Genomic DNA, 17,888 nt, shown 5'->3' on the forward strand with positions numbered 1-17,888 from the left:
ATGGAACAAGATAGTTTAAAGACAATGCGAATTTTGTTTAGAGCACATCAAGCAGTTGAAACCTACGCAAAAAAAGACATTCTTTCATATGGTTTAACTTTAAATGAGTTTACAGCTTTAGAAGTTTTGTATCACAAGGGTAAACTTCCTGTACAAAGTGTGTGCGATGCAGTTTTAATTCCAAATTCATCGATGACATATGTGTTAGACAAACTTGAAGTTAAAAAGTTAATTACAAGAACTCAAGACAAATTAGATAAAAGAACTTACTATGTTGAGTTATCAGAAAATGGTTTAAATTTTTCAAATGAAATTTTTCCAAAGCACTATGAACATATGAGAAAAGTATTTGATATACTCTCAACAAATGAACAAGAATCACTTAATCAATTATTAAAAAAAATCGGTTATTTTGCTAAAGGAGATTAAAAAAATGAAGTATTACGTTAGAAATAAAAAATCAAATAAGACGCAATTACTTTTTCATGGTACAGGTGGAAGTTATAGAGATTTAATCTCAATTGCAGAATATATAGATCCAAGTTCAAACTATATTGCTTTTGAGGGAAATGAATTAGAAGAAGGCATGCGTCGTTTCTTTAAACGACATGCAATTGGTAAATTTGATATCCCTAACTTAGAATTAAATACAACTGAACTTGATAAGGATATCAAAGATATTAAACAAATGAATGAATTTAAAGATACTAACTTTGTTGCAATGGGTTTTTCAAATGGTGCAAATATTTTAGAATCATTATTTCAAATGTATCCAGATAGTCTAAAAAACTTCATGTTGTTAAGTCCTGTATATGTAAGAAAAGATTTGAAATTTAAGGATTTAACAGGACTTAATATCTTAATTGTTACATCATATAATGATCCATATACAACTAAAAAAGACCTTGAGTTATTAATTAATGACTTAAAAGATGCAAATGCGAATGTGGATCTATATTTACATGATGCTGGACATCGTTTAACTGAAGGGGCATTAAATTATGCAAAAGATTGGTATTTTAGAAATATTTAAATGAAATGATTTAAAATCATTTATAATAGATATGCAGTAAAAAGTTAAAGGAGTTTAAGATGGTTAAAGAAATTTCAGCAGGAGCAATTGTATATACTGAATCAGAAGGAAAAATCTTATACTTACTTGCCCAAAATAAAAATGGTGGCCACTTTGGATTTCCAAAAGGACATGTTGAAAAAGATGAGTCAATTATTGAAACAGCGCACCGTGAAGTTTATGAAGAAACTGGTATTATGTTTGAAATTGTAACAGACAAAATGCAAACCTCAACATATCTTATGCCAAATGGTATTTATAAAGATGTGTACTATTTTTTAGGTAAAGCAACTAACACAAAAATTCGTAAACAAGATAGTGAAATATCAGTTGCAGGTTGGTATACTAAAGAACAAGTTTTTAGATACTTAACTTATGATAATGATAAAATTCTTTTCATTAAATTAGCCGGACACCTAGAAAAATAATAATAAAAATGCGTATGAAGTTCTACTTATTCATACGAAGATAAATAGATTTAAAAAAGTAGAAGTAAAGAGAGTAATAAAATGATCAACAAACAAAATGATGATATCTTTCATTTAAGTTTAAAAGCATCTGATTTTGAAAGCTTAAAGGTAAGTGCCCAACTAACTAAAAAACAAGAAATTGTTGAAACGTTATTTCAGAAAAAAGCCAATCCAATTATGAAGAATCCTAATCCAAGAGGGTATCGTCATAAAGCAGTTTTATCTGCAACTAATATTAAGGTTGGTTCAAATAACCAATTACGTTTAGGTTTCTTCGAAGAAGGTAGTAAAAAAATTAAACCAAGAATTGGTCATTTTTTACATCACCCTGAAATTGATGAAATCTTTAAAACTGTAGAAAAGTTGTTAGTAACATATAAGTTTAAAGCTTATATGAGTAACTATAAAGAAGGATTAATTAAACACGTATTAATTAGAAAATCTTACGCATTTAATCAATTCATGGTCGTTATTTCAACACAAGGTAATTTATTCCCAAATGCCAAAGATTTTATTAAAGAACTTATCTCAATTCATCCGAATATAACAACAGTTGTACAAAATATACATAGAAAAGATACAAAACTTGTTGTTTTAGAAGAAGAAAAAGTACTTTATGGTAAAGGTTATATTCAAGATAAGATTGATGATTTAATCTTTAATATTTCACCACGCGCTTTCTATCAAATCAATCCTGCACTCATGGTTGATTTATATCATAAAGCATTAGAAATGGCTAATATAAGCGAGCATGATACTGTATTAGACTGTTATTCAGGTATTGGAACTATTTCTTTATTAGCTGCTAAAAAGGCTAAAATGGTTTATGGATTAGAAATAAACGATGCCTCAGTTAAAGATGCGATTAAAAATAAAAAAGAAAATAAAGTTGAGAATGTAAACTTTATCTTAGGCGATGTTGAAAAGACAATTGAAGAGTTTAAAGATAAAGTAGATGTCTTAATTATGGACCCGACGCGTCAAGGTGCATCTCTTAAGTTTATTCAAGCAGTTCTAAACTTAAAGCCAAAGAAAATTGTATATATTGCATGTGATCCACAAACTCAATTTAGAGATATTTGTCAATTAACAAAAAATTATAATGTAAAAGAAATTCAACCGGTTGATATGTTTACCTACACAGCACACGTTGAAAACATCGTATTGCTTTCATTAAGAATGCGTTAACAAAGCCATTCATATAATAGAACAAGAAGCATTTTGCCCTTTAAAACTGGGTAAAATGCTTCTTTTTTACTTTTTGCCCAATATGGAAACATATCGAAATTAATGTGGAAACATCTAAAGAAGTTGTTTTTATTGACTCCGCAGTTTATTGTGATACAATATATCTATATGAATGAACGCTCATATAGATGGGAGATTAGTATGGATCAAAAAGATATAATAGAGTTTTGTGAATGTAATGTTCTTCACCCTGAAAAAATAGAAATAGCCCATAAAAACTTACTAGATAATGAATCTATTTCACTGCTAACTTTGTTCTTCAAAACATTTAGCGATCCCACAAGAATGAAAATCATATTGGCATTAAAAGAAACCGAGTTGTGTGTATGCGATCTGTCTGCTGTGATCAATGTCAGTCAATCCGCTGTCTCACATCAATTGAAAACCTTAAGAGAGAATCGTTTGGTTAAATACCGAAAAGTGGGGAATGTTGTTTATTACTCGCTTGACGATGACCACGTCCACGTGTTAATAACTCAAGCAATGAATCATCTAAAACATAAGTAGAATGGAGAAAAAACATGAAAGAGGTTAAATATAGTTTATCAGAAATTAGCTGTGCGAGTTGTGCAGATAAGATTGAACAAAAGATAAAGAAGTTAAACGGAGTTGAGGAAGGTTATTTAAACTTTGTTACAAAAGAAATCAAGGTACAAGTTGCGGATTCAACTGATACTGCAAGACTATTTGACACGATCAAAAAAATTGTGAAAGATGAAGAGGGTGATGTCGAGGTATGTGAACTAACCCCAAATGTCATTTATGCAATAGATGGTTTAGACTGTGCAAATTGTGCGGCTAAGATTGAAGAAAAATTAAACAAGACCGAAGGAATTTTAGGTGCCAACGTTGATTTTATAGCAAAAAAACTGACACTTCAATTCAAAAATTCGCTAGATCAAAAACGTATAGAAGAAAAGGTTCAAAAAATTATTGATAAAATTGAACCTGGCGTAACGATAGCACAATCAAATGTGAAGAATGAAGATCACGTGGATGAAGAATCATCAATGACGAAAGATTTAATCATCTTCGGTTTAGGTATCTTACTATTTACTGGAGGATTATTGATTGCTGAAGGAACGGTTTTTCGTTATGTATTACTTATACTAAGTTATTTCATCATCGGTGGAGAAGTTGTACTGAAGGCAGTCAATAACATATATCGAGGTAAGGTGTTCGATGAAAACTTCTTAATGACGATAGCAACTATGGGTGCATTTGCTATTGGAGAGCATCCTGAAGCAGTTGCAGTTATGATTTTTTATAAGGTCGGTGAATTTTTCCAAGACGTAGCAGTCAATCGATCCAGAAGATCCATAAAAAAATTGATGTCAATCAGACCTGATGTCGCAACGATTAAAAAAGGCAACACTTCTGTGGAAATGCGTGTTGAAGACGTTCAAACTGGAGAGATAATGATCATTAAACCAGGCGAAAGAATTCCGCTTGATGGTGAAGTGTTGTCAGGAACTTCCACAATTGACACAAAAATTCTAACAGGAGAATCTGTGCCTGTAAATGTTACAAAAGGTGAGATGGTACTCTCTGGTTGTATTAATATCAATGGTTTATTGACCGTTAAAGTTACCAAACTCGCAAGCGAATCAACTGTTTCTAAGGTACTTGAAATGGTTGAGAATGCAACCAGCAAAAAAGCACCAACCGAGAATTTTATCACTAAATTTGCACGAGTATATACTCCAATTGTCACTTCGTTGGCTGTTTTGATTGCGGTAATACTACCACTCGTTATACAAGGTGCAACTTTTGAGGAATGGATCTACAGAGCACTTATATTCTTAGTTATTTCGTGTCCATGTGCACTCGTTGTATCGATTCCGCTTGGTTTCTTTGGTGGTATTGGAGCTGCATCAAGAAATGGTATCTTAGTTAAAGGTGGAAACTACCTAGAAGCATTAAATAACATTGAGATTGCAGTTTTTGATAAGACTGGCACATTGACTGAAGGAACTTTTACAGTGACTGAAATTAATACAGCTAATGGTGCAACACAAGAAGAGTTACTCGAAAAAGCAGCGTATGTCGAAAGTTTTTCTAATCATCCTATCGCTGTCTCAGTCGTCAATAAATACAATAAAGAAATAGATCAAAGTTTAATAACTGATGTTGAAGAAATATCTGGACACGGTGTAAAAGCAGCCTATCAAAATGATATCATTGCAATCGGGAATGCTAGATTGATGAAAAGAGAGGGTGTTGAATTCAAGGAATCTATTGCATTGGGTTCGATTATATACATCGCTATCAATGGAAAATATGTTGGAAATATTGTTGTCTCAGATCAGATAAAGCAAGACTCAAAAACTGCTATTAAAATGTTGAAGTCATTAGGCATTAAAAAAACTGTCATGCTAACTGGTGACAAGAAATTAGTTGCTGATGCAGTTGGACAAGAGTTAGATATCGATGAAATTCATAGCGAATTGTTGCCTGAAGATAAGCTCAATATTGTAGAGAAGTTATTACTCCAAAAATCGAGCAGAGGGAAGCTGTTCTTTGTAGGTGATGGTATCAACGATACACCAGTATTAGCGAGAGCTGATATTGGAATTGCTATGGGTGGACTCGGTGCCGATGCAGCCATCGATGTAGCTGATGTCGTGATTATGAATGATGAACCTTCTAAGATAGGTACTGCGGTCTTTGTGGCAAAAAGAACTAGAAAGATTGTATGGCAAAACATATACTTCGCATTAGGAGTTAAACTCTTGTTTCTAGCTTTAGGAGCTGTCGGAATCGCAACTATGTGGGAAGCCGTGATTGCTGATGTCGGGGTGTCATTATTAGCAGTACTAAATGCAATGAGGGTACTCAAATATAACTATAAAATAAATAATTAACTTAAATTATACTAACTTAATAGAGTTTATTCGATTTACGGTTATGTTTTTTAACAAGTCTCTAATAAAAACAGCTTCATTAAGCCATAAATTAAGGGTGCTAGAAAATTACATATATATGACACTAGGGTGCTAAAATTTTTACACGATTTGAAGGCTAGGGTGCTAAAGTTGTATTAAACCTCAAAACCTTAGACAGTAGAGTGACGGAGGACTTAAACCCTTTTGAATACTCTTTAGGTGATGAGATAAAATGAGTGTAGTTCGTATTGGCAATTTAGCATAAAAACCAAAAAATATGTTACTTTGGTATTTTAGCCATCAGTTCAACCATGTAAGGGGAAACATATTTTAGTCGATTTTGATGTTACTTCAATACACACAAGGTTGATTTTGCAAGCAATATGGTTTTTTCAACGCACGTTGAAAATATTGTTTTACTTGAATTAAGCTCAAGAAAATAAGAAAAAAATAGTCACATCTTTATAGGTGTGACTTTTTTAATTTTGATTAAGATGATTTTTTTGTGTGAATGCATATATTATTATATAATATATTCAAGTATAGTAAAGAAGGGGTTTCGTATGCAAATTACAATTAAAAAAGCAACATTTGAAGATGTTGAAGAACTTTCGAAATTTCTTCAACGAACTTACTTAGCAGTTTATCAAGATTTTTTATCAAAAGAATATATGAGCCGTGCAATTGAAGTGAATTATACAGCTAATCAACTCAAAAAAGCAATTATTCGTGGTAATGATAGCGATAATTTTTGGATAGGTTATTATTTGGCAGTTATTAAAAATAAAATTGTAGGTGTTATTGGTGGTGGAATGACTGATGAATTGTCAGGTATCTATGTGCTTTATGTAGATGAAAATTACAATAGATTAGGAATTGCAACACAGTTAGTTGATTTTTTAACACAGAAACAAAAAACACTTGGTGCTAAAAAACAATATGTAAAAACATTGCAAGATAACTTAAAAGGCAATCAATTTTGTAAAAAAACAGGGTTTAAATTTAGAGATACAAGATTATCTGCCTTTAATAAAGAAAATGAAAACTTTATGATTAATTACTACGAAAGAGAAATTTAGACATGAAAAAAATATTATTAGTATTATCATTTATATTTTTAATGTTATTAACTGGATGTGAATTAACACATATCCAAGCACAGTTTAAACAAAATAGTTTATGGGTAGATGAAAATCAAACCATAGAAATCATTTTTACAGGTCCAAGAAAAGATATTGGAAGTGGGTATATTACCATTGATGATGTTAAAGTTGATGCATTATTTAAAACATCATCAAATAACGATAAAATATTCATTTATACAAAAGAAACAGTAGAAAATGAACCTTATATAGTGTATGATGTCAAAGTTTATATTGAAAATAAGGTATTTGTTAAAGATAAACTTGTGTTAACACAATCAATTGCACATGAAGATGGAACCATTGAAACCATTTATGAAAATATCATTTATAGAACTGAGATTAAAGATCAAGAAGTAAAAAGAGAAAATTTAGTAGGAATTAGTTATTATAATAGCGAATTTGGTATTCGAATTTCATTTGATGAAGTATCATTTTTCGAAGGATATTATAAGGTTTTAATTAATGACCGACCAAAAAATATAAGTGCAACATTTGAATTTAAAGCACAACAAATTTTTGAAATTAAAGTAGATGAAACTTTAATTCTCACCGGGATTTATAAATTTGAAAATAATAATTTAGTTTTACAATTTGGCACAAATGAATTATATCAAGACACCAATGTAATTAATTTAGGATGGTATTCATGAACAAAAGTTATCGATTTGCAGAAGAAAAGGATATTCCATTAGTATTAAAATTTATTAAAGAATTATCAGTATATGAAAAAATGGAAGATCAAGTTATTGCCACAGAAACTACACTAAAAGAATGGTTGTTTGAAAAGAAAATCGCAGAAGTCATTTTTCCAATGGAGAATAATATTGAAGTAGGATTTGCTTTATTCTTTCATAACTACTCCACATTTGTTGGTAGAGCTGGTTTATATTTAGAAGATATATATATTATGCCTCAATATCGTAATCGAGGTCACGGAAAATCTATTTTTAAAATCTTATCTAAAATAGCAGTTGAACGTAACTGTGGTCGTTTTGAATGGTCATGTTTAGATTGGAATGAACCAAGTATTCAATTTTATAAGTCCTTAGGAGCAGTTCCAATGAATGGATGGACAGTTTACCGTCTAACCGAAGAAAAATTCAAAAAAATAGCTGAAGAACAATAACGATATTATTACATTATGATAATGATATAATTATCTTAGAAATGAAAGGGAAGGTGTTTTATGACAGATTGGTTTCTAGGGTTACAAACATGGCAACAAGCACTCGTTGCTGGTATGTTTACATGGTTTATTACCTTGTTAGGTGCTGCATTAGTATTTTTTGCAAAAACAATTAAACAAAAGATTTTAAACTTTATTTATGGATTTGCGGCAGGTGTTATGGTTGCCGCAAGTTTCTGGAGTTTATTAGCTCCAGGTATTGACTGGGCTGAAATTAACGGGGGATTACCAGCTTGGTTAGTTGTAGCAATAGGATTTATGTTTGGTGGTATTTTCTTATATATTACCGATAAGACGATTCCACATATTCACTTTGGTAAAGACCAAGAACGTGAAGGGATTTCAACAAAATTGAAAAAGACAATTTTACTTGTCTTTTCTATTACCATCCATAATATCCCAGAAGGATTAGCAATTGGGGTTGCTTTTGGTGCAATTAATAGAGGAGATACTTCAACTGCAATAGCAGCAGCAACCCTAGCTGCATTAAGTTTAGCCATTGGTATTGGAATTCAAAACTTCCCAGAAGGTGCTGCAGTTTCTATCCCTTTACGACAAGAAGGAATGAGTAGAAAGAAAGCATTCTTTATGGGACAAGCATCTGCACTTGTAGAGCCAATGATGGCTGTTTTAGGTGCATTATTAGTGACTTCAATGAAATCAATTTTACCATATGCTTTATCATTTGCTGCTGGGGCTATGATCTATGTTGTTGTGGAAGAATTAATCCCGGAAGCACAAGGAAGTCAAGAATCTAAAAATAGTCACCATGCTGTATTTGGCTTTATGATTGGCTTCACAATTATGATGATTTTAGATGTAGCATTAGGATAAAACGGAATAAAAAGTTAAAAAATGTAATTTTTTAGATAAATAGAATAATCTATTCGGATTATTTAGTTTTCACTTGCAAAATTACCATATTGACTTTATGCTATAGTTGAACGAAAGAAAGGAGATATCTATGAAGAAGATAATTACATTATCTGTGACGATGTTTTTGGTTGCTTTAATGGCAGCTTGTAAAACAAAAACATATGAAATCGCAATGATAACTGTATATGACAGTATCCAAGATGGCTCCTTTAATCAAGCAACTTGGGAAGGTATTCAAGAGTACGCCGTTAAAAATAATGTTTCTCATCAATATTATCAACCACTAACAAATTCTGAAGAGGATTACTTAGCGGCAATTAATCGAGCAGTTAATGCAGGAGCGAAAATTATTATAACTCCTGGGTTATATTCTGGATTTGAAACTAAATATCCTCATGTTAAGTTTGTAATATTGGATGGATTAGAATCTTACAATAAAGAATCAGATTTAAAAGTTGCAAAAAATGCATTAACGATTTATTTTAATGAACACGAATCAGGATTTTTAGCAGGCTATGCCGCAGTCAAAGATGGATTTAGGAATTTAGGATTCATTGGTGGTGTTGCATTACCTACAGTTAAAAAGTTTGGTATTGGTTTTGTTGCTGGCGCTTACTATGCATCCTATGAACTAAATGAATCAATTATATTTGATCCAAATCATTACAATTATCTAGAAAATTTTTCTGCAAGTGATAAAGTCGTAACACTAGCTGAAAGTTATTATGATGCTGGGGTTGAAATTATACATGCGGCAGCGGGTGCGGCAAGTCATTCAGTAATTAAAGCCGCTGAAAATAAAAATGCTTGGGTGATTGGAGTAGATATTGATCAATCAAGAGAATCAAGTCGTGTTTTGACAAGTGCAATTAAAGGTATTGGAGCAGCAACATACCAAGCATTAGTTGCTTTCTATGAAAATAATTTAAGTGATGGCGAAGTTTGGCATTTAGGTGCTGATGACTTTGCAGTATCAATCCCATTTGAAAGTTCTCGATTTACAGACTTCAATTTTGATGATTATACAGAACTTTATCAAAAAATTATTAAACAAAAAATTCATGTGCCTTCAACGAAAGAAGAATTAACAACATTCTTGTTTGAATGTAGAAGATTTAATGAAGCATTAATTGAAAGAGTATAAAGAGGCTTAAGCGCCTCTTTTTATTTGATATAATGAAAATAGGAGGTTAAATTCATGCAAAAGAAAATTGGATTCATTGGATGCGGAAATATGGGTGAAGCAATCTTAAACGGTTTATTAAATCATAATCATATTCATGCTGAACAAATATATCTTCATACATTTAGGTATGAACGCATGATGGAATTAAAAGATAAATATCATGTAAACATAACTAAATCAAATGGAGATGTCGTAAAAGAATCTGATTACATTATTCTTGCAGTAAAACCTAATCTCTATGAATCAATTCTAAATGAGGTCAATGGTTTTTTAACTGAGAATAAAGTTATCATTAGTATTACACCATCTTTTACGATATCAGAACTCATAGGTTTAATGAAAGGCAAGGCTAAAGTTATTCGAACCATTCCTAATACATCATCATTCTATAATTTAGGTTTTACAGGAATCGTTTATGAAGAAAACGAAAATCAAGCATTTAAAGAAGAAATGAATACGTTCTTTAATTTGATTGGTAAATCAATAGAAATTACTGAAGATAAAATTGCTGTCTTAAGTTCATTATCTGGTTCATCTCCGGCCTTGATATATTTATTTACAAATGCATTTGTAAATTATGCTAAAGAAAATCAGTTTACAGAAAATGAAGCAAAGTTAATAATTAGTCAGGTTTTATTAGGTGCCTCTAAAATGATTGAATTATCTAATATAAATTTAAAAACTTTAGCAGAAAATGTATGTTCTCCAAATGGCTCTACGATAAAAGGTGTTGAAGTTTTTGAAAATGAAAATATAGAAAATATCGTTAAAATGGCCTTGGAAAGTATTACAAAACGCTTTATTGAGATGACTGAAAACAAATAAATATGTGAAAATAAGAAAATATTATGTGATTTACTTGATTAATATTTTTTCATATGTATAATTGAATACAACAATTAAAGATATTTAGAGGTTGCACTTAGAAATAGTAAAATATGGAGCTGGTAAGCGATGAAGTATTCGAAAGGTCAAAGTGCCGAATAGCAATTAAGACATTAGTTGACTATGGGGTTATAGGAAAAACTTATAACACTCCTACATTTTTATGTAGAGGCGCTAAATAATAAAAATTTAAACATTTTGATTATTTAAAGGCGTCTTGGATGCCTTTTTTTGTTAGAAAAAACAGAGGAGAAGAAAGATGAAGAAAATCTTATTAGTATTATCAGTTTTCGGTTTATTCGCATTAGCTGCTTGTTCATCATTAGCGCCTTATGACCTAGAAACTGAAACAGAATTAATTGTAGGAATGGAAGCAGCATATGCTCCATTCAACTGGATGGAAACAGAAGCAACTGAATATAACTATCCATTAGCAGGTTCAAATAACTATGTTGCAGGTTATGATGTTGAAGTTGCTAAGGCAATTGCTTCAGCATTAGGCAAAACATTAGTGATTAAAGCGATTGACTGGGATGGATTAATTGTTGCGTTAAAAGCTGGAGAAATTGATCTTATTATTGCAGGTATGAGTCCAACTGAGGAAAGAAAGAAACAAATTAGTTTTACTGAAGAATATTATCGTTCTGAAATTGTAATGGTGGTAAGTGCAAATGGAAATTACGCAAATGCAACTTCATTAGCTGATTTTAATGGTGCAAGAGTCGTTGCACAACAAGGAACAATTTATGATGATTTAATTGCATCACAAATTACTGGTGCTATTCACAACCAACCATTAGGTAACTACGGTGAATTAACATTATCTGTAACTAGTGGTGTTGCTGATGCATTCATCGCAGAATACCCAGTTGCTCAATCTATTGTAACAACTGAAGGCAGATTAAAAATTATTGAATTAGAAAATGGCGGATTTGATATGGAAGAAGCTGACGTAGTTGTATCAATTGGTGCAAGAAAGCAAGATACTGATTTAGTTGAAGCTATCAATGAAGTTTTATCAAAAATAAGTCAAGATACAAGAAATGAATGGATGTTAACAGCTGTTACAAACAGCAATAATTAATTAGAAGAAGGTTTATAATGATTGAAATAATTCGTGAATATGGGACAGCCATATTAGCAAGTATTGGTATCACACTCTTATTAGCAGTGGTCGGAACCATTGGTGGTGCAATCGTAAGTTTAGTCTTAGTAGATATGCGCACACAAAAAGTTGATAAAAGACGTGACCATGTCTTTGTGAAAATAGTTAAAACAATAGCAAAATGGTTCTCTACAGCATATATTACTGTATTTAGAGGAACGCCAATGATTATCCAAGCATATGTTTTATTCTATGGATTAAGTCCTGTATTCAGATCTGAATTATGGACACCATTATTAGCAGGTTTAATTATTGTTACATTAAATACGGCTGCTTATATTGCAGAAGTTATCAGAGGTAATGTAAATAGTTTAGATATTGGACAAATGGAGGCTGCACGTTCATTAGGTTTCTCACGTCGTCAAGCATTAACTAAATTTATTTATCCTCAAGCAATTAAAAATGCATTACCATCAATAGGGAATGAATTTATTGTCAATTTAAAAGATACAGCAGTTTTAAGTGTTATTGGAGTGGCAGATTTATTCTTCACGACACGTCAAATTTTCGGTAAGACATATGATGTAATTAATACATTCATGCTAGCTGCAATCATTTACCTTATTATGACTAGTTTAACTTCACTATTAGTTAATCGTCTAGAAAAACGTGGTAAAGGAGTTAAACGAAATGCGTGAAATTTTAAAAATTGAAAACTTAAAAAAAAGTTTTGGTGAAAATACCATTCTAAAAGATATTAATTTAACCATTCATAGCGGAGAAGTTGTTACGATCATTGGGTCTTCTGGTTCAGGAAAAACAACTTTACTTCGATGCTTAAATTTATTAAATGAACCCGATAGTGGAAAAATTGTTTTCCATGGTAATGATTTAATGAATCCTAAAACTGATTTAGATGCGTTAAGAATGAAAATCGGAATGGTTTTCCAATCATTTAATTTATTTAACAATAAAAATGTATTAGAAAATTGTACAATCGCTCCTATTTCTTTATTGAAGATGAATAAAGAACAGGCTGAAGAAGTGGCGACTAAATACCTTAGAAAAGTTGGTATGGCTGATTTTATTCATGCTAAACCACAAACATTATCGGGTGGTCAAAAGCAAAGAGTTGCCATTGCAAGAGCTTTATGTATGAATCCAGATATTATGCTATTTGATGAACCAACATCAGCATTAGACCCTGAAATGGTTGGAGAAGTTTTAGCAGTTATGAAAGATTTAGCGAAAGAAGGCATGACAATGGTGATTGTGACACATGAAATGCAGTTTGCTAAAGAGGTTTCTAATCGAGTGATTTTTATGGACCAAGGTGTCATTCTTGAAGATAATCATCCAGATATTATCTTTAATCAACCAAAAGAAGAAAGAACTAAGGAATTCTTAAAACGCTCTTTAAATGAATAATTCATTTACCCTGATTTGTGTTATAATGTATGTAGTCTAATGATAGGAGATATTTATGAGTTATAAATCAAGTTTTAGTACAGAAGATATTGATAAATTATTCGAGGCGTTCTTAAAGATTAAAACTAAAGAAGAGTTTTATAGAGTCTTTGAAGATTTATGTACAATTAATGAAATAAATGACATGGCTTTACGTTTAAAAGTAGCCAACATGCTTAAAAACAAGATGTCATTTCAGGAAATTTCTAATGCAACTAAAGCTTCAACAGCGACGATATCTCGCGTATCAAAAGCACTTAACTATGGAGCTAAGGGTTACGACATTATTACCGACAAATAAGTAAAAAATTACAAAAGTATACTTCACTACTTTACTTTAATAAAGTGGCGTGGTATACTTTTTTTGTTGAGAGGTAAGAAAAATGAAAAAAATAATATTTTTAACAAGTATCATGCTTATTTTATTTACAGTAGCATGTGCAAAAAAAGAGGGCACAGTCTATGAAACTGCTGTAAGTAGAGGAAATTTAGTAATCGGTTTAGATGCTACGTTTGCGCCAATGGGTTTCAAAGAAGAAAACGGAGAAATTGTTGGGTTTGATATTGATCTAGCAAAAGCAGTAGGAGAATACTTAAAGTTAGAAGTAATTTCCCAGCCTATTAATTGGGATACAAAAGAATTTGAACTTAAGAGTAAACAAATTGATATGATTTGGAACGGATTAACGATTACCGAATCTAGAAAAGAAAATATGTTGTTTTCTAAATCATATATGAACAATAGTCAAATTGTTATTACGAATAGAGAGAGCGTAAAAACTGTCAATGACTTAAAAAATTTAAAAGTTGGTATTCAAACCAATAGTTCAGCTGAGTTTGCTGTTAAGGATTCAAATATTGCCAATGATATTCAACTCTTGAAGTTTGATGATTATGCAACAGCACTTTATGAGTTACAAAATAATTTGATTGATGCAATTGTTGTTGATGATATCGTTGGTAGATATATGTTAACTGTCAAAAATATTACAAATCTATTTATTTTAGATGAAGATTTTGGCAGTGAAGAATATGGAATTGGTTTTAATTTAGGTGAAATTAAACTTAAAGAAAAGATCGATGAAGCATTAACTTATTTATTAGAATCCGGTGTTGCTGCCGAAATTTCTAATAAATGGTTTGGAAATAATCTATTTATTTTAGGAGAATAAAATGTCAGATATTATAAATAATCTCATCAGTGGAGCATTTGTTTCACTAAAGATATTTATAATTACTGCAGTTGTATCTTTAATATTAGGATTAATATTAGCCTTATTATCGCGAAAAAAAATGTTAAGCAAGATATTAAACATTTACACACTATTTTTTAGAGGGACACCACTCATGATGCAACTAATTCTCATTATGTATGGATTACCTCAGTTAGGAATATATGTTGATAGATTACTTGTTGCATATATAGGTTTTATACTAAATTACACTGCATATTTTATAGAAATCTTTAAATCAGGAATTTCGTCTGTAGACAGTGAACAAATTGATGCAGCAAGAGCATATGGGGCAAATGAGTTTCAAGTTGCGAGTTATATCATTATTCCACAAGCATTTAAATTGCAGTTGCCAGTTGTTTCAAATGAATTAATTAATCTTATCAAAGATACATCAATTGTGACAGTAATTGCAGTTTCAGATATTCTAAGAATAGTTAAGGAAATGGTTTCAAATACTTTTACATTAACACCTTTTCTCATTTCAACTTTATTCTACCTAGTAATTAGCTTTATCATTGTAAAAACATTAAAGTTAGTTGATAAAAAGATTTTTAATTAAAAGGCTTAATGCCTTTTTTTATTTGATATGTTATAATGATGTAAGTTAAGGTGATAAAGTGAAAAATAGAATTTTAGAATACTTAAAAAAAAAATCATTATTTGATTTTGAAGTCATTGATAAAGAAGAAGTCATTCACGCTTTAGATGATATTTTGTTTGTCTTGTATGTGAAAAAAGAAAATAACTTTATGGATATGAATCATCCTAAGCCAATGATAAGTTTAGTTGTTAAAGACCAATCAAGTTTTATTAAATATCTTAGACAAACAGATTTTTATGAATTAGGCAAATTATACAAAATTAGATTTTTAAATGCATTCAAGAAATTTTGCGAAAATAATAAAGATTTTGAATCTTACTATTCAGATGATATGTTAGTATCAGTGATTAACTTTCAACAACAACTTCAAGCATATTTAATTGAAGAAAACATCAAAGATATTACAGATATCATTTCAATGTATTTAAATCGTTCTGATTTTGACATTAAATTTGATGATACTCCACATCTAAAGATTATCTTTAAAGAAGAAGTAAAATATGAAAATATTAATCTCTTAAAAGAAAACATATATTTATATTTGAAACAATATGAAGAAATTTTAGATGATATATTAACAATTGAATTTACCCAAGAGTAAAAAAAACCACTTTTTTAAGTGGTTTTTATTTATAAATATGGATTCTGTTCTTGCCCATTGATTTTGATACATAAAGTGCTTTATCAGCGTTATTAAGGGCTTCTTTCAAGTGATTATTAGGTTTGGTGATATAAACGCCAATTGAAACACTTGGATAGAATTTAAAGTTTCTTAAACTAGATTGATTGATTAGATTTTTAATGGTTTCACTTCGTTCAGGCGTTTTATCAGACTTTTTGATTAAGACAATAAATTCATCTCCACCAAAACGGATAACATACTCATTTTCATCTAAATATAAATTAATAGTTTTAGATATGATAGACAGCAACTCGTCTCCCACGAGGTGTCCAAATTGATCATTAACTTGTTTAAAATCATCTGCATCAATAAACAAAATATCATAGTCATAAACGTTTATTGGATAATTTCCATTGATAAGTTCTTCTAAAAAGTAACGGTTAAAGACTTTTGTTAGTGGATCAATATAATTTAACTTTTCTTTAGCTAATTGATATGTTTCTTCAAACTTTTCCTTGTTAACTAAACTAAAGACTTCAATCCCACCCACGGTCTCATTATCTTCAACATATGGAATTGTTTTCACTTTTACAGGCACACGATGTCCTTCTTTATGATGAAGATAAATTTGATGTTCCATGACGATGTTTTTACGAATTGCAGTTACTAATGGACAATCTTTTATACAAAGTTTTGTACCTTGATTATCAACATGATTTAATGTATCATTTTGACAGTACTTCCCCACAAGTTCATCTTTTGAAAATCCAGTTATTCTTTCAGCTATTGGATTGAAATACAGAATTTTTCTGTTTTTATCAACAATATAGATTGCTTCATCGAAAGAAGAAAATATCTGCATTAATGTATGTAAACTTTTCATAATCTCCCTCCAATTTATATTTTATATAAAATATTAAATTGTCATTTTATTATAGCATTATCACTAAAAAAGTGTTGAAAAGTTATAAAAAAAATAATCCTATTAAATGGAATTATTTCTTAGTCTAATAGTATGTAGAGTTTTATTTTTAATTACATAGCCAATCATATATGGTAATTGGAATAAAAACACGATAAATGAGAATAGTGAATAAACGGTTGTAACATATAAAGCTTTACCAAATTTAGAAATGAACCATTCTCCATATGGTGCTGAACCACCTGTACCTATGAATGCAAAATCTGCACCTTTGAAGATTGTGTTTGCTGTTAAAGCAATTGAGAAAATCACAACTATTGATAATAATGTATAAATAAAATCTTTTGGTCGATAATGATAAATACCAGATGATAATATTTGAATACCGAAGATAATCATTAATGAATGGTAGAAGAAACTATTTGCGGTAACAAAGCCACCTTGTAAGACGTTAGATGGATAAAAGATAGTTACTAACCCTGGAATGATTCCTAAAATAGTTGCAGTTAACATTAAACGTTTTGGATATTGTTTTTTGAATGCAACAAATGGGAAGAAGTATAGTGCATAACTACAAATATGAAATGGATAATATCCGATGCTAACTTCACCATAAGTGATATATCCGTGAATTTGTTTTGCAATTTCACTTAATAATATTAAAGAATAAATGATGATAAATGAAATTTTTATACGTTTTTCGCTTTGTCTTGTAAATTTATTTAATAGTGTGTTACTAATGATAATAAATGCAATTGAAATAATTAATAATATAATATGTTCTTTTCCAAATAATGTATATTCCATAAAAAATGCTCCTTTTCCTCAGGATACATCTATTATATTGCTAAAAATAAAAAAAAGGTGAAAAAGGACCAAGACTCACTTTTTTGTGGATGTTTCTTGATAAACAGTAAAAAAGTGTTGATATTTGTATAAAAAATTACATATTCCATGTGATATGATTAATACAGAGAGGTTTT

At 30.3% G+C, this 17,888-nt stretch carries 21 protein-coding genes and 1 riboswitch; of the genes, 19 read left to right on the forward strand and 2 right to left on the reverse strand.

The genetic code is table 11. From position 1 onward, the window contains the following. The 19 genes from EXC59_RS01585 to EXC59_RS01675 all read left to right on the forward strand — a co-directional run bounded on the left by EXC59_RS01585 (position 1) and on the right by EXC59_RS01675 (position 15,962). The gene (locus EXC59_RS01585; RefSeq protein WP_035369803.1) at positions 1-429 is read left to right on the forward strand and encodes a MarR family winged helix-turn-helix transcriptional regulator; all 429 of its coding nucleotides are present in this window, start codon (positions 1-3) and stop codon (positions 427-429) included. A 4-nt stretch (positions 430-433) separates the two neighbouring features. Then, positions 434-1,033 carry an alpha/beta hydrolase gene (locus tag EXC59_RS01590; protein ID WP_035369732.1) on the forward strand — a complete coding sequence of 200 codons (600 nt, stop codon included), beginning with the start codon at positions 434-436 and terminating at the stop codon, positions 1,031-1,033. A 59-nt stretch (positions 1,034-1,092) separates the two neighbouring features. Continuing rightward, complete coding sequence (locus EXC59_RS01595) at positions 1,093-1,500, forward strand: bis(5'-nucleosyl)-tetraphosphatase (protein WP_035369733.1); 408 nt, start codon at positions 1,093-1,095, stop codon at positions 1,498-1,500. Positions 1,501-1,581: 81 nt separating this feature from the next. Next, positions 1,582-2,730 (forward strand): 23S rRNA (uracil(1939)-C(5))-methyltransferase RlmD, encoded by a 1,149-nt coding sequence (gene rlmD, locus EXC59_RS01600; RefSeq protein WP_051659056.1) that lies wholly within the window; start codon positions 1,582-1,584, stop codon positions 2,728-2,730. Positions 2,731-2,931: 201 nt separating this feature from the next. After that, entirely contained in the window at positions 2,932-3,297 is a 366-nt protein-coding gene (locus EXC59_RS01605) for an ArsR/SmtB family transcription factor (RefSeq protein ID WP_035369735.1), read from the forward strand. Between the two features lie 14 nt (positions 3,298-3,311). Further along, positions 3,312-5,654 (forward strand): heavy metal translocating P-type ATPase, encoded by a 2,343-nt coding sequence (locus tag EXC59_RS01610; protein ID WP_035369737.1) that lies wholly within the window; start codon positions 3,312-3,314, stop codon positions 5,652-5,654. Between the two features lie 584 nt (positions 5,655-6,238). Then, positions 6,239-6,754 (forward strand): GNAT family N-acetyltransferase, encoded by a 516-nt coding sequence (locus EXC59_RS01615; RefSeq protein WP_035369738.1) that lies wholly within the window; start codon positions 6,239-6,241, stop codon positions 6,752-6,754. Positions 6,755-6,756: 2 nt separating this feature from the next. Next, positions 6,757-7,470, forward strand: a complete 714-nt coding sequence (locus EXC59_RS01620) for a hypothetical protein (protein WP_162164061.1) — start codon at positions 6,757-6,759, stop codon at positions 7,468-7,470. Continuing rightward, positions 7,467-7,946 (forward strand): GNAT family N-acetyltransferase, encoded by a 480-nt coding sequence (locus EXC59_RS01625; RefSeq protein ID WP_035369743.1) that lies wholly within the window; start codon positions 7,467-7,469, stop codon positions 7,944-7,946. The genes EXC59_RS01620 and EXC59_RS01625 overlap by 4 nt, the downstream gene beginning before the upstream one ends. A gap of 60 nt (positions 7,947-8,006) precedes the next feature. Further along, on the forward strand, positions 8,007-8,840 hold the full coding sequence (locus tag EXC59_RS01630) for a ZIP family metal transporter (protein WP_035369745.1): 834 nt from the start codon (positions 8,007-8,009) through the stop codon (positions 8,838-8,840). 130 nt (positions 8,841-8,970) lie between these two features. Then, on the forward strand, positions 8,971-10,026 hold the full coding sequence (locus tag EXC59_RS01635) for a BMP family lipoprotein (protein WP_051659057.1): 1,056 nt from the start codon (positions 8,971-8,973) through the stop codon (positions 10,024-10,026). Between the two features lie 54 nt (positions 10,027-10,080). Beyond that, complete coding sequence (gene proC / locus EXC59_RS01640) at positions 10,081-10,893, forward strand: pyrroline-5-carboxylate reductase (protein WP_035369747.1); 813 nt, start codon at positions 10,081-10,083, stop codon at positions 10,891-10,893. 77 nt (positions 10,894-10,970) lie between these two features. After that, positions 10,971-11,138: riboswitch (Lysine riboswitch) on the forward strand. Positions 11,139-11,212: 74 nt separating this feature from the next. Next, a complete protein-coding gene (locus EXC59_RS01645; protein WP_035369749.1) occupies positions 11,213-12,037 on the forward strand; it encodes a transporter substrate-binding domain-containing protein in 825 nt (274 codons plus the stop codon). Between the two features lie 17 nt (positions 12,038-12,054). Next, complete coding sequence (locus EXC59_RS01650) at positions 12,055-12,756, forward strand: amino acid ABC transporter permease (RefSeq protein WP_162164062.1); 702 nt, start codon at positions 12,055-12,057, stop codon at positions 12,754-12,756. Beyond that, positions 12,749-13,486 (forward strand): amino acid ABC transporter ATP-binding protein, encoded by a 738-nt coding sequence (locus EXC59_RS01655; protein WP_035369752.1) that lies wholly within the window; start codon positions 12,749-12,751, stop codon positions 13,484-13,486. Before EXC59_RS01650 ends, EXC59_RS01655 begins: the two co-directional genes overlap by 8 nt. 55 nt (positions 13,487-13,541) lie before the next feature. Then, positions 13,542-13,826 (forward strand): YerC/YecD family TrpR-related protein, encoded by a 285-nt coding sequence (locus EXC59_RS01660; RefSeq protein ID WP_035369755.1) that lies wholly within the window; start codon positions 13,542-13,544, stop codon positions 13,824-13,826. Positions 13,827-13,908: 82 nt separating this feature from the next. Continuing rightward, a complete protein-coding gene (locus tag EXC59_RS01665; protein WP_035369756.1) occupies positions 13,909-14,697 on the forward strand; it encodes an amino acid ABC transporter substrate-binding protein in 789 nt (262 codons plus the stop codon). A 1-nt stretch (position 14,698) separates the two neighbouring features. Next, positions 14,699-15,319: an amino acid ABC transporter permease gene (locus tag EXC59_RS01670; RefSeq protein WP_035369759.1), complete on the forward strand. Its 621-nt coding sequence runs from the start codon at positions 14,699-14,701 to the stop codon at positions 15,317-15,319. A gap of 58 nt (positions 15,320-15,377) precedes the next feature. Next, positions 15,378-15,962 (forward strand): hypothetical protein, encoded by a 585-nt coding sequence (locus EXC59_RS01675; RefSeq protein ID WP_035369761.1) that lies wholly within the window; start codon positions 15,378-15,380, stop codon positions 15,960-15,962. A 25-nt stretch (positions 15,963-15,987) separates the two neighbouring features. Here EXC59_RS01675 and EXC59_RS01680 read toward each other — a convergent pair whose 3' ends face one another. After that, on the reverse strand, positions 15,988-16,866 hold the full coding sequence (locus EXC59_RS01680) for a sensor domain-containing diguanylate cyclase (RefSeq protein ID WP_035369764.1): 879 nt from the start codon (positions 16,864-16,866) through the stop codon (positions 15,988-15,990). Positions 16,867-16,968: 102 nt separating this feature from the next. Next, on the reverse strand, positions 16,969-17,712 hold the full coding sequence (locus EXC59_RS01685; protein ID WP_035369765.1) for a TMEM164 family acyltransferase: 744 nt from the start codon (positions 17,710-17,712) through the stop codon (positions 16,969-16,971). Positions 17,713-17,888: the final 176 nt, after the last annotated feature.

This window comes from Acholeplasma hippikon (assembly GCF_900660755.1).
Taxonomy (GTDB): domain Bacteria; phylum Bacillota_I; class Bacilli_A; order Acholeplasmatales; family Acholeplasmataceae; genus Acholeplasma; species Acholeplasma hippikon.

What these genes read in the sequence shown, in the direction of transcription:
- EXC59_RS01620 (WP_162164061.1), top strand. Translation starts at nt 6,757, where the DNA reads ATGAAAAAAATATTATTAGTATTATCATTTATATTTTTAATGTTATTA.
- EXC59_RS01585 (WP_035369803.1), top strand. Translation starts at nt 1, where the DNA reads ATGGAACAAGATAGTTTAAAGACAATGCGAATTTTGTTTAGAGCACAT.
- EXC59_RS01685 (WP_035369765.1), bottom strand. Translation starts at nt 17,712, where the DNA reads ATGGAATATACATTATTTGGAAAAGAACATATTATATTATTAATTATT.
- EXC59_RS01680 (WP_035369764.1), bottom strand. Translation starts at nt 16,866, where the DNA reads ATGAAAAGTTTACATACATTAATGCAGATATTTTCTTCTTTCGATGAA.
- EXC59_RS01630 (WP_035369745.1), top strand. Translation starts at nt 8,007, where the DNA reads ATGACAGATTGGTTTCTAGGGTTACAAACATGGCAACAAGCACTCGTT.
- EXC59_RS01650 (WP_162164062.1), top strand. Translation starts at nt 12,055, where the DNA reads ATGATTGAAATAATTCGTGAATATGGGACAGCCATATTAGCAAGTATT.
- EXC59_RS01660 (WP_035369755.1), top strand. Translation starts at nt 13,542, where the DNA reads ATGAGTTATAAATCAAGTTTTAGTACAGAAGATATTGATAAATTATTC.
- EXC59_RS01645 (WP_035369749.1), top strand. Translation starts at nt 11,213, where the DNA reads ATGAAGAAAATCTTATTAGTATTATCAGTTTTCGGTTTATTCGCATTA.
- rlmD (WP_051659056.1), top strand. Translation starts at nt 1,582, where the DNA reads ATGATCAACAAACAAAATGATGATATCTTTCATTTAAGTTTAAAAGCA.
- EXC59_RS01595 (WP_035369733.1), top strand. Translation starts at nt 1,093, where the DNA reads ATGGTTAAAGAAATTTCAGCAGGAGCAATTGTATATACTGAATCAGAA.
- EXC59_RS01615 (WP_035369738.1), top strand. Translation starts at nt 6,239, where the DNA reads ATGCAAATTACAATTAAAAAAGCAACATTTGAAGATGTTGAAGAACTT.
- EXC59_RS01590 (WP_035369732.1), top strand. Translation starts at nt 434, where the DNA reads ATGAAGTATTACGTTAGAAATAAAAAATCAAATAAGACGCAATTACTT.
- EXC59_RS01655 (WP_035369752.1), top strand. Translation starts at nt 12,749, where the DNA reads ATGCGTGAAATTTTAAAAATTGAAAACTTAAAAAAAAGTTTTGGTGAA.
- proC (WP_035369747.1), top strand. Translation starts at nt 10,081, where the DNA reads ATGCAAAAGAAAATTGGATTCATTGGATGCGGAAATATGGGTGAAGCA.
- EXC59_RS01665 (WP_035369756.1), top strand. Translation starts at nt 13,909, where the DNA reads ATGAAAAAAATAATATTTTTAACAAGTATCATGCTTATTTTATTTACA.
- EXC59_RS01625 (WP_035369743.1), top strand. Translation starts at nt 7,467, where the DNA reads ATGAACAAAAGTTATCGATTTGCAGAAGAAAAGGATATTCCATTAGTA.
- EXC59_RS01610 (WP_035369737.1), top strand. Translation starts at nt 3,312, where the DNA reads ATGAAAGAGGTTAAATATAGTTTATCAGAAATTAGCTGTGCGAGTTGT.
- EXC59_RS01605 (WP_035369735.1), top strand. Translation starts at nt 2,932, where the DNA reads ATGGATCAAAAAGATATAATAGAGTTTTGTGAATGTAATGTTCTTCAC.
- EXC59_RS01635 (WP_051659057.1), top strand. Translation starts at nt 8,971, where the DNA reads ATGAAGAAGATAATTACATTATCTGTGACGATGTTTTTGGTTGCTTTA.
- EXC59_RS01670 (WP_035369759.1), top strand. Translation starts at nt 14,699, where the DNA reads ATGTCAGATATTATAAATAATCTCATCAGTGGAGCATTTGTTTCACTA.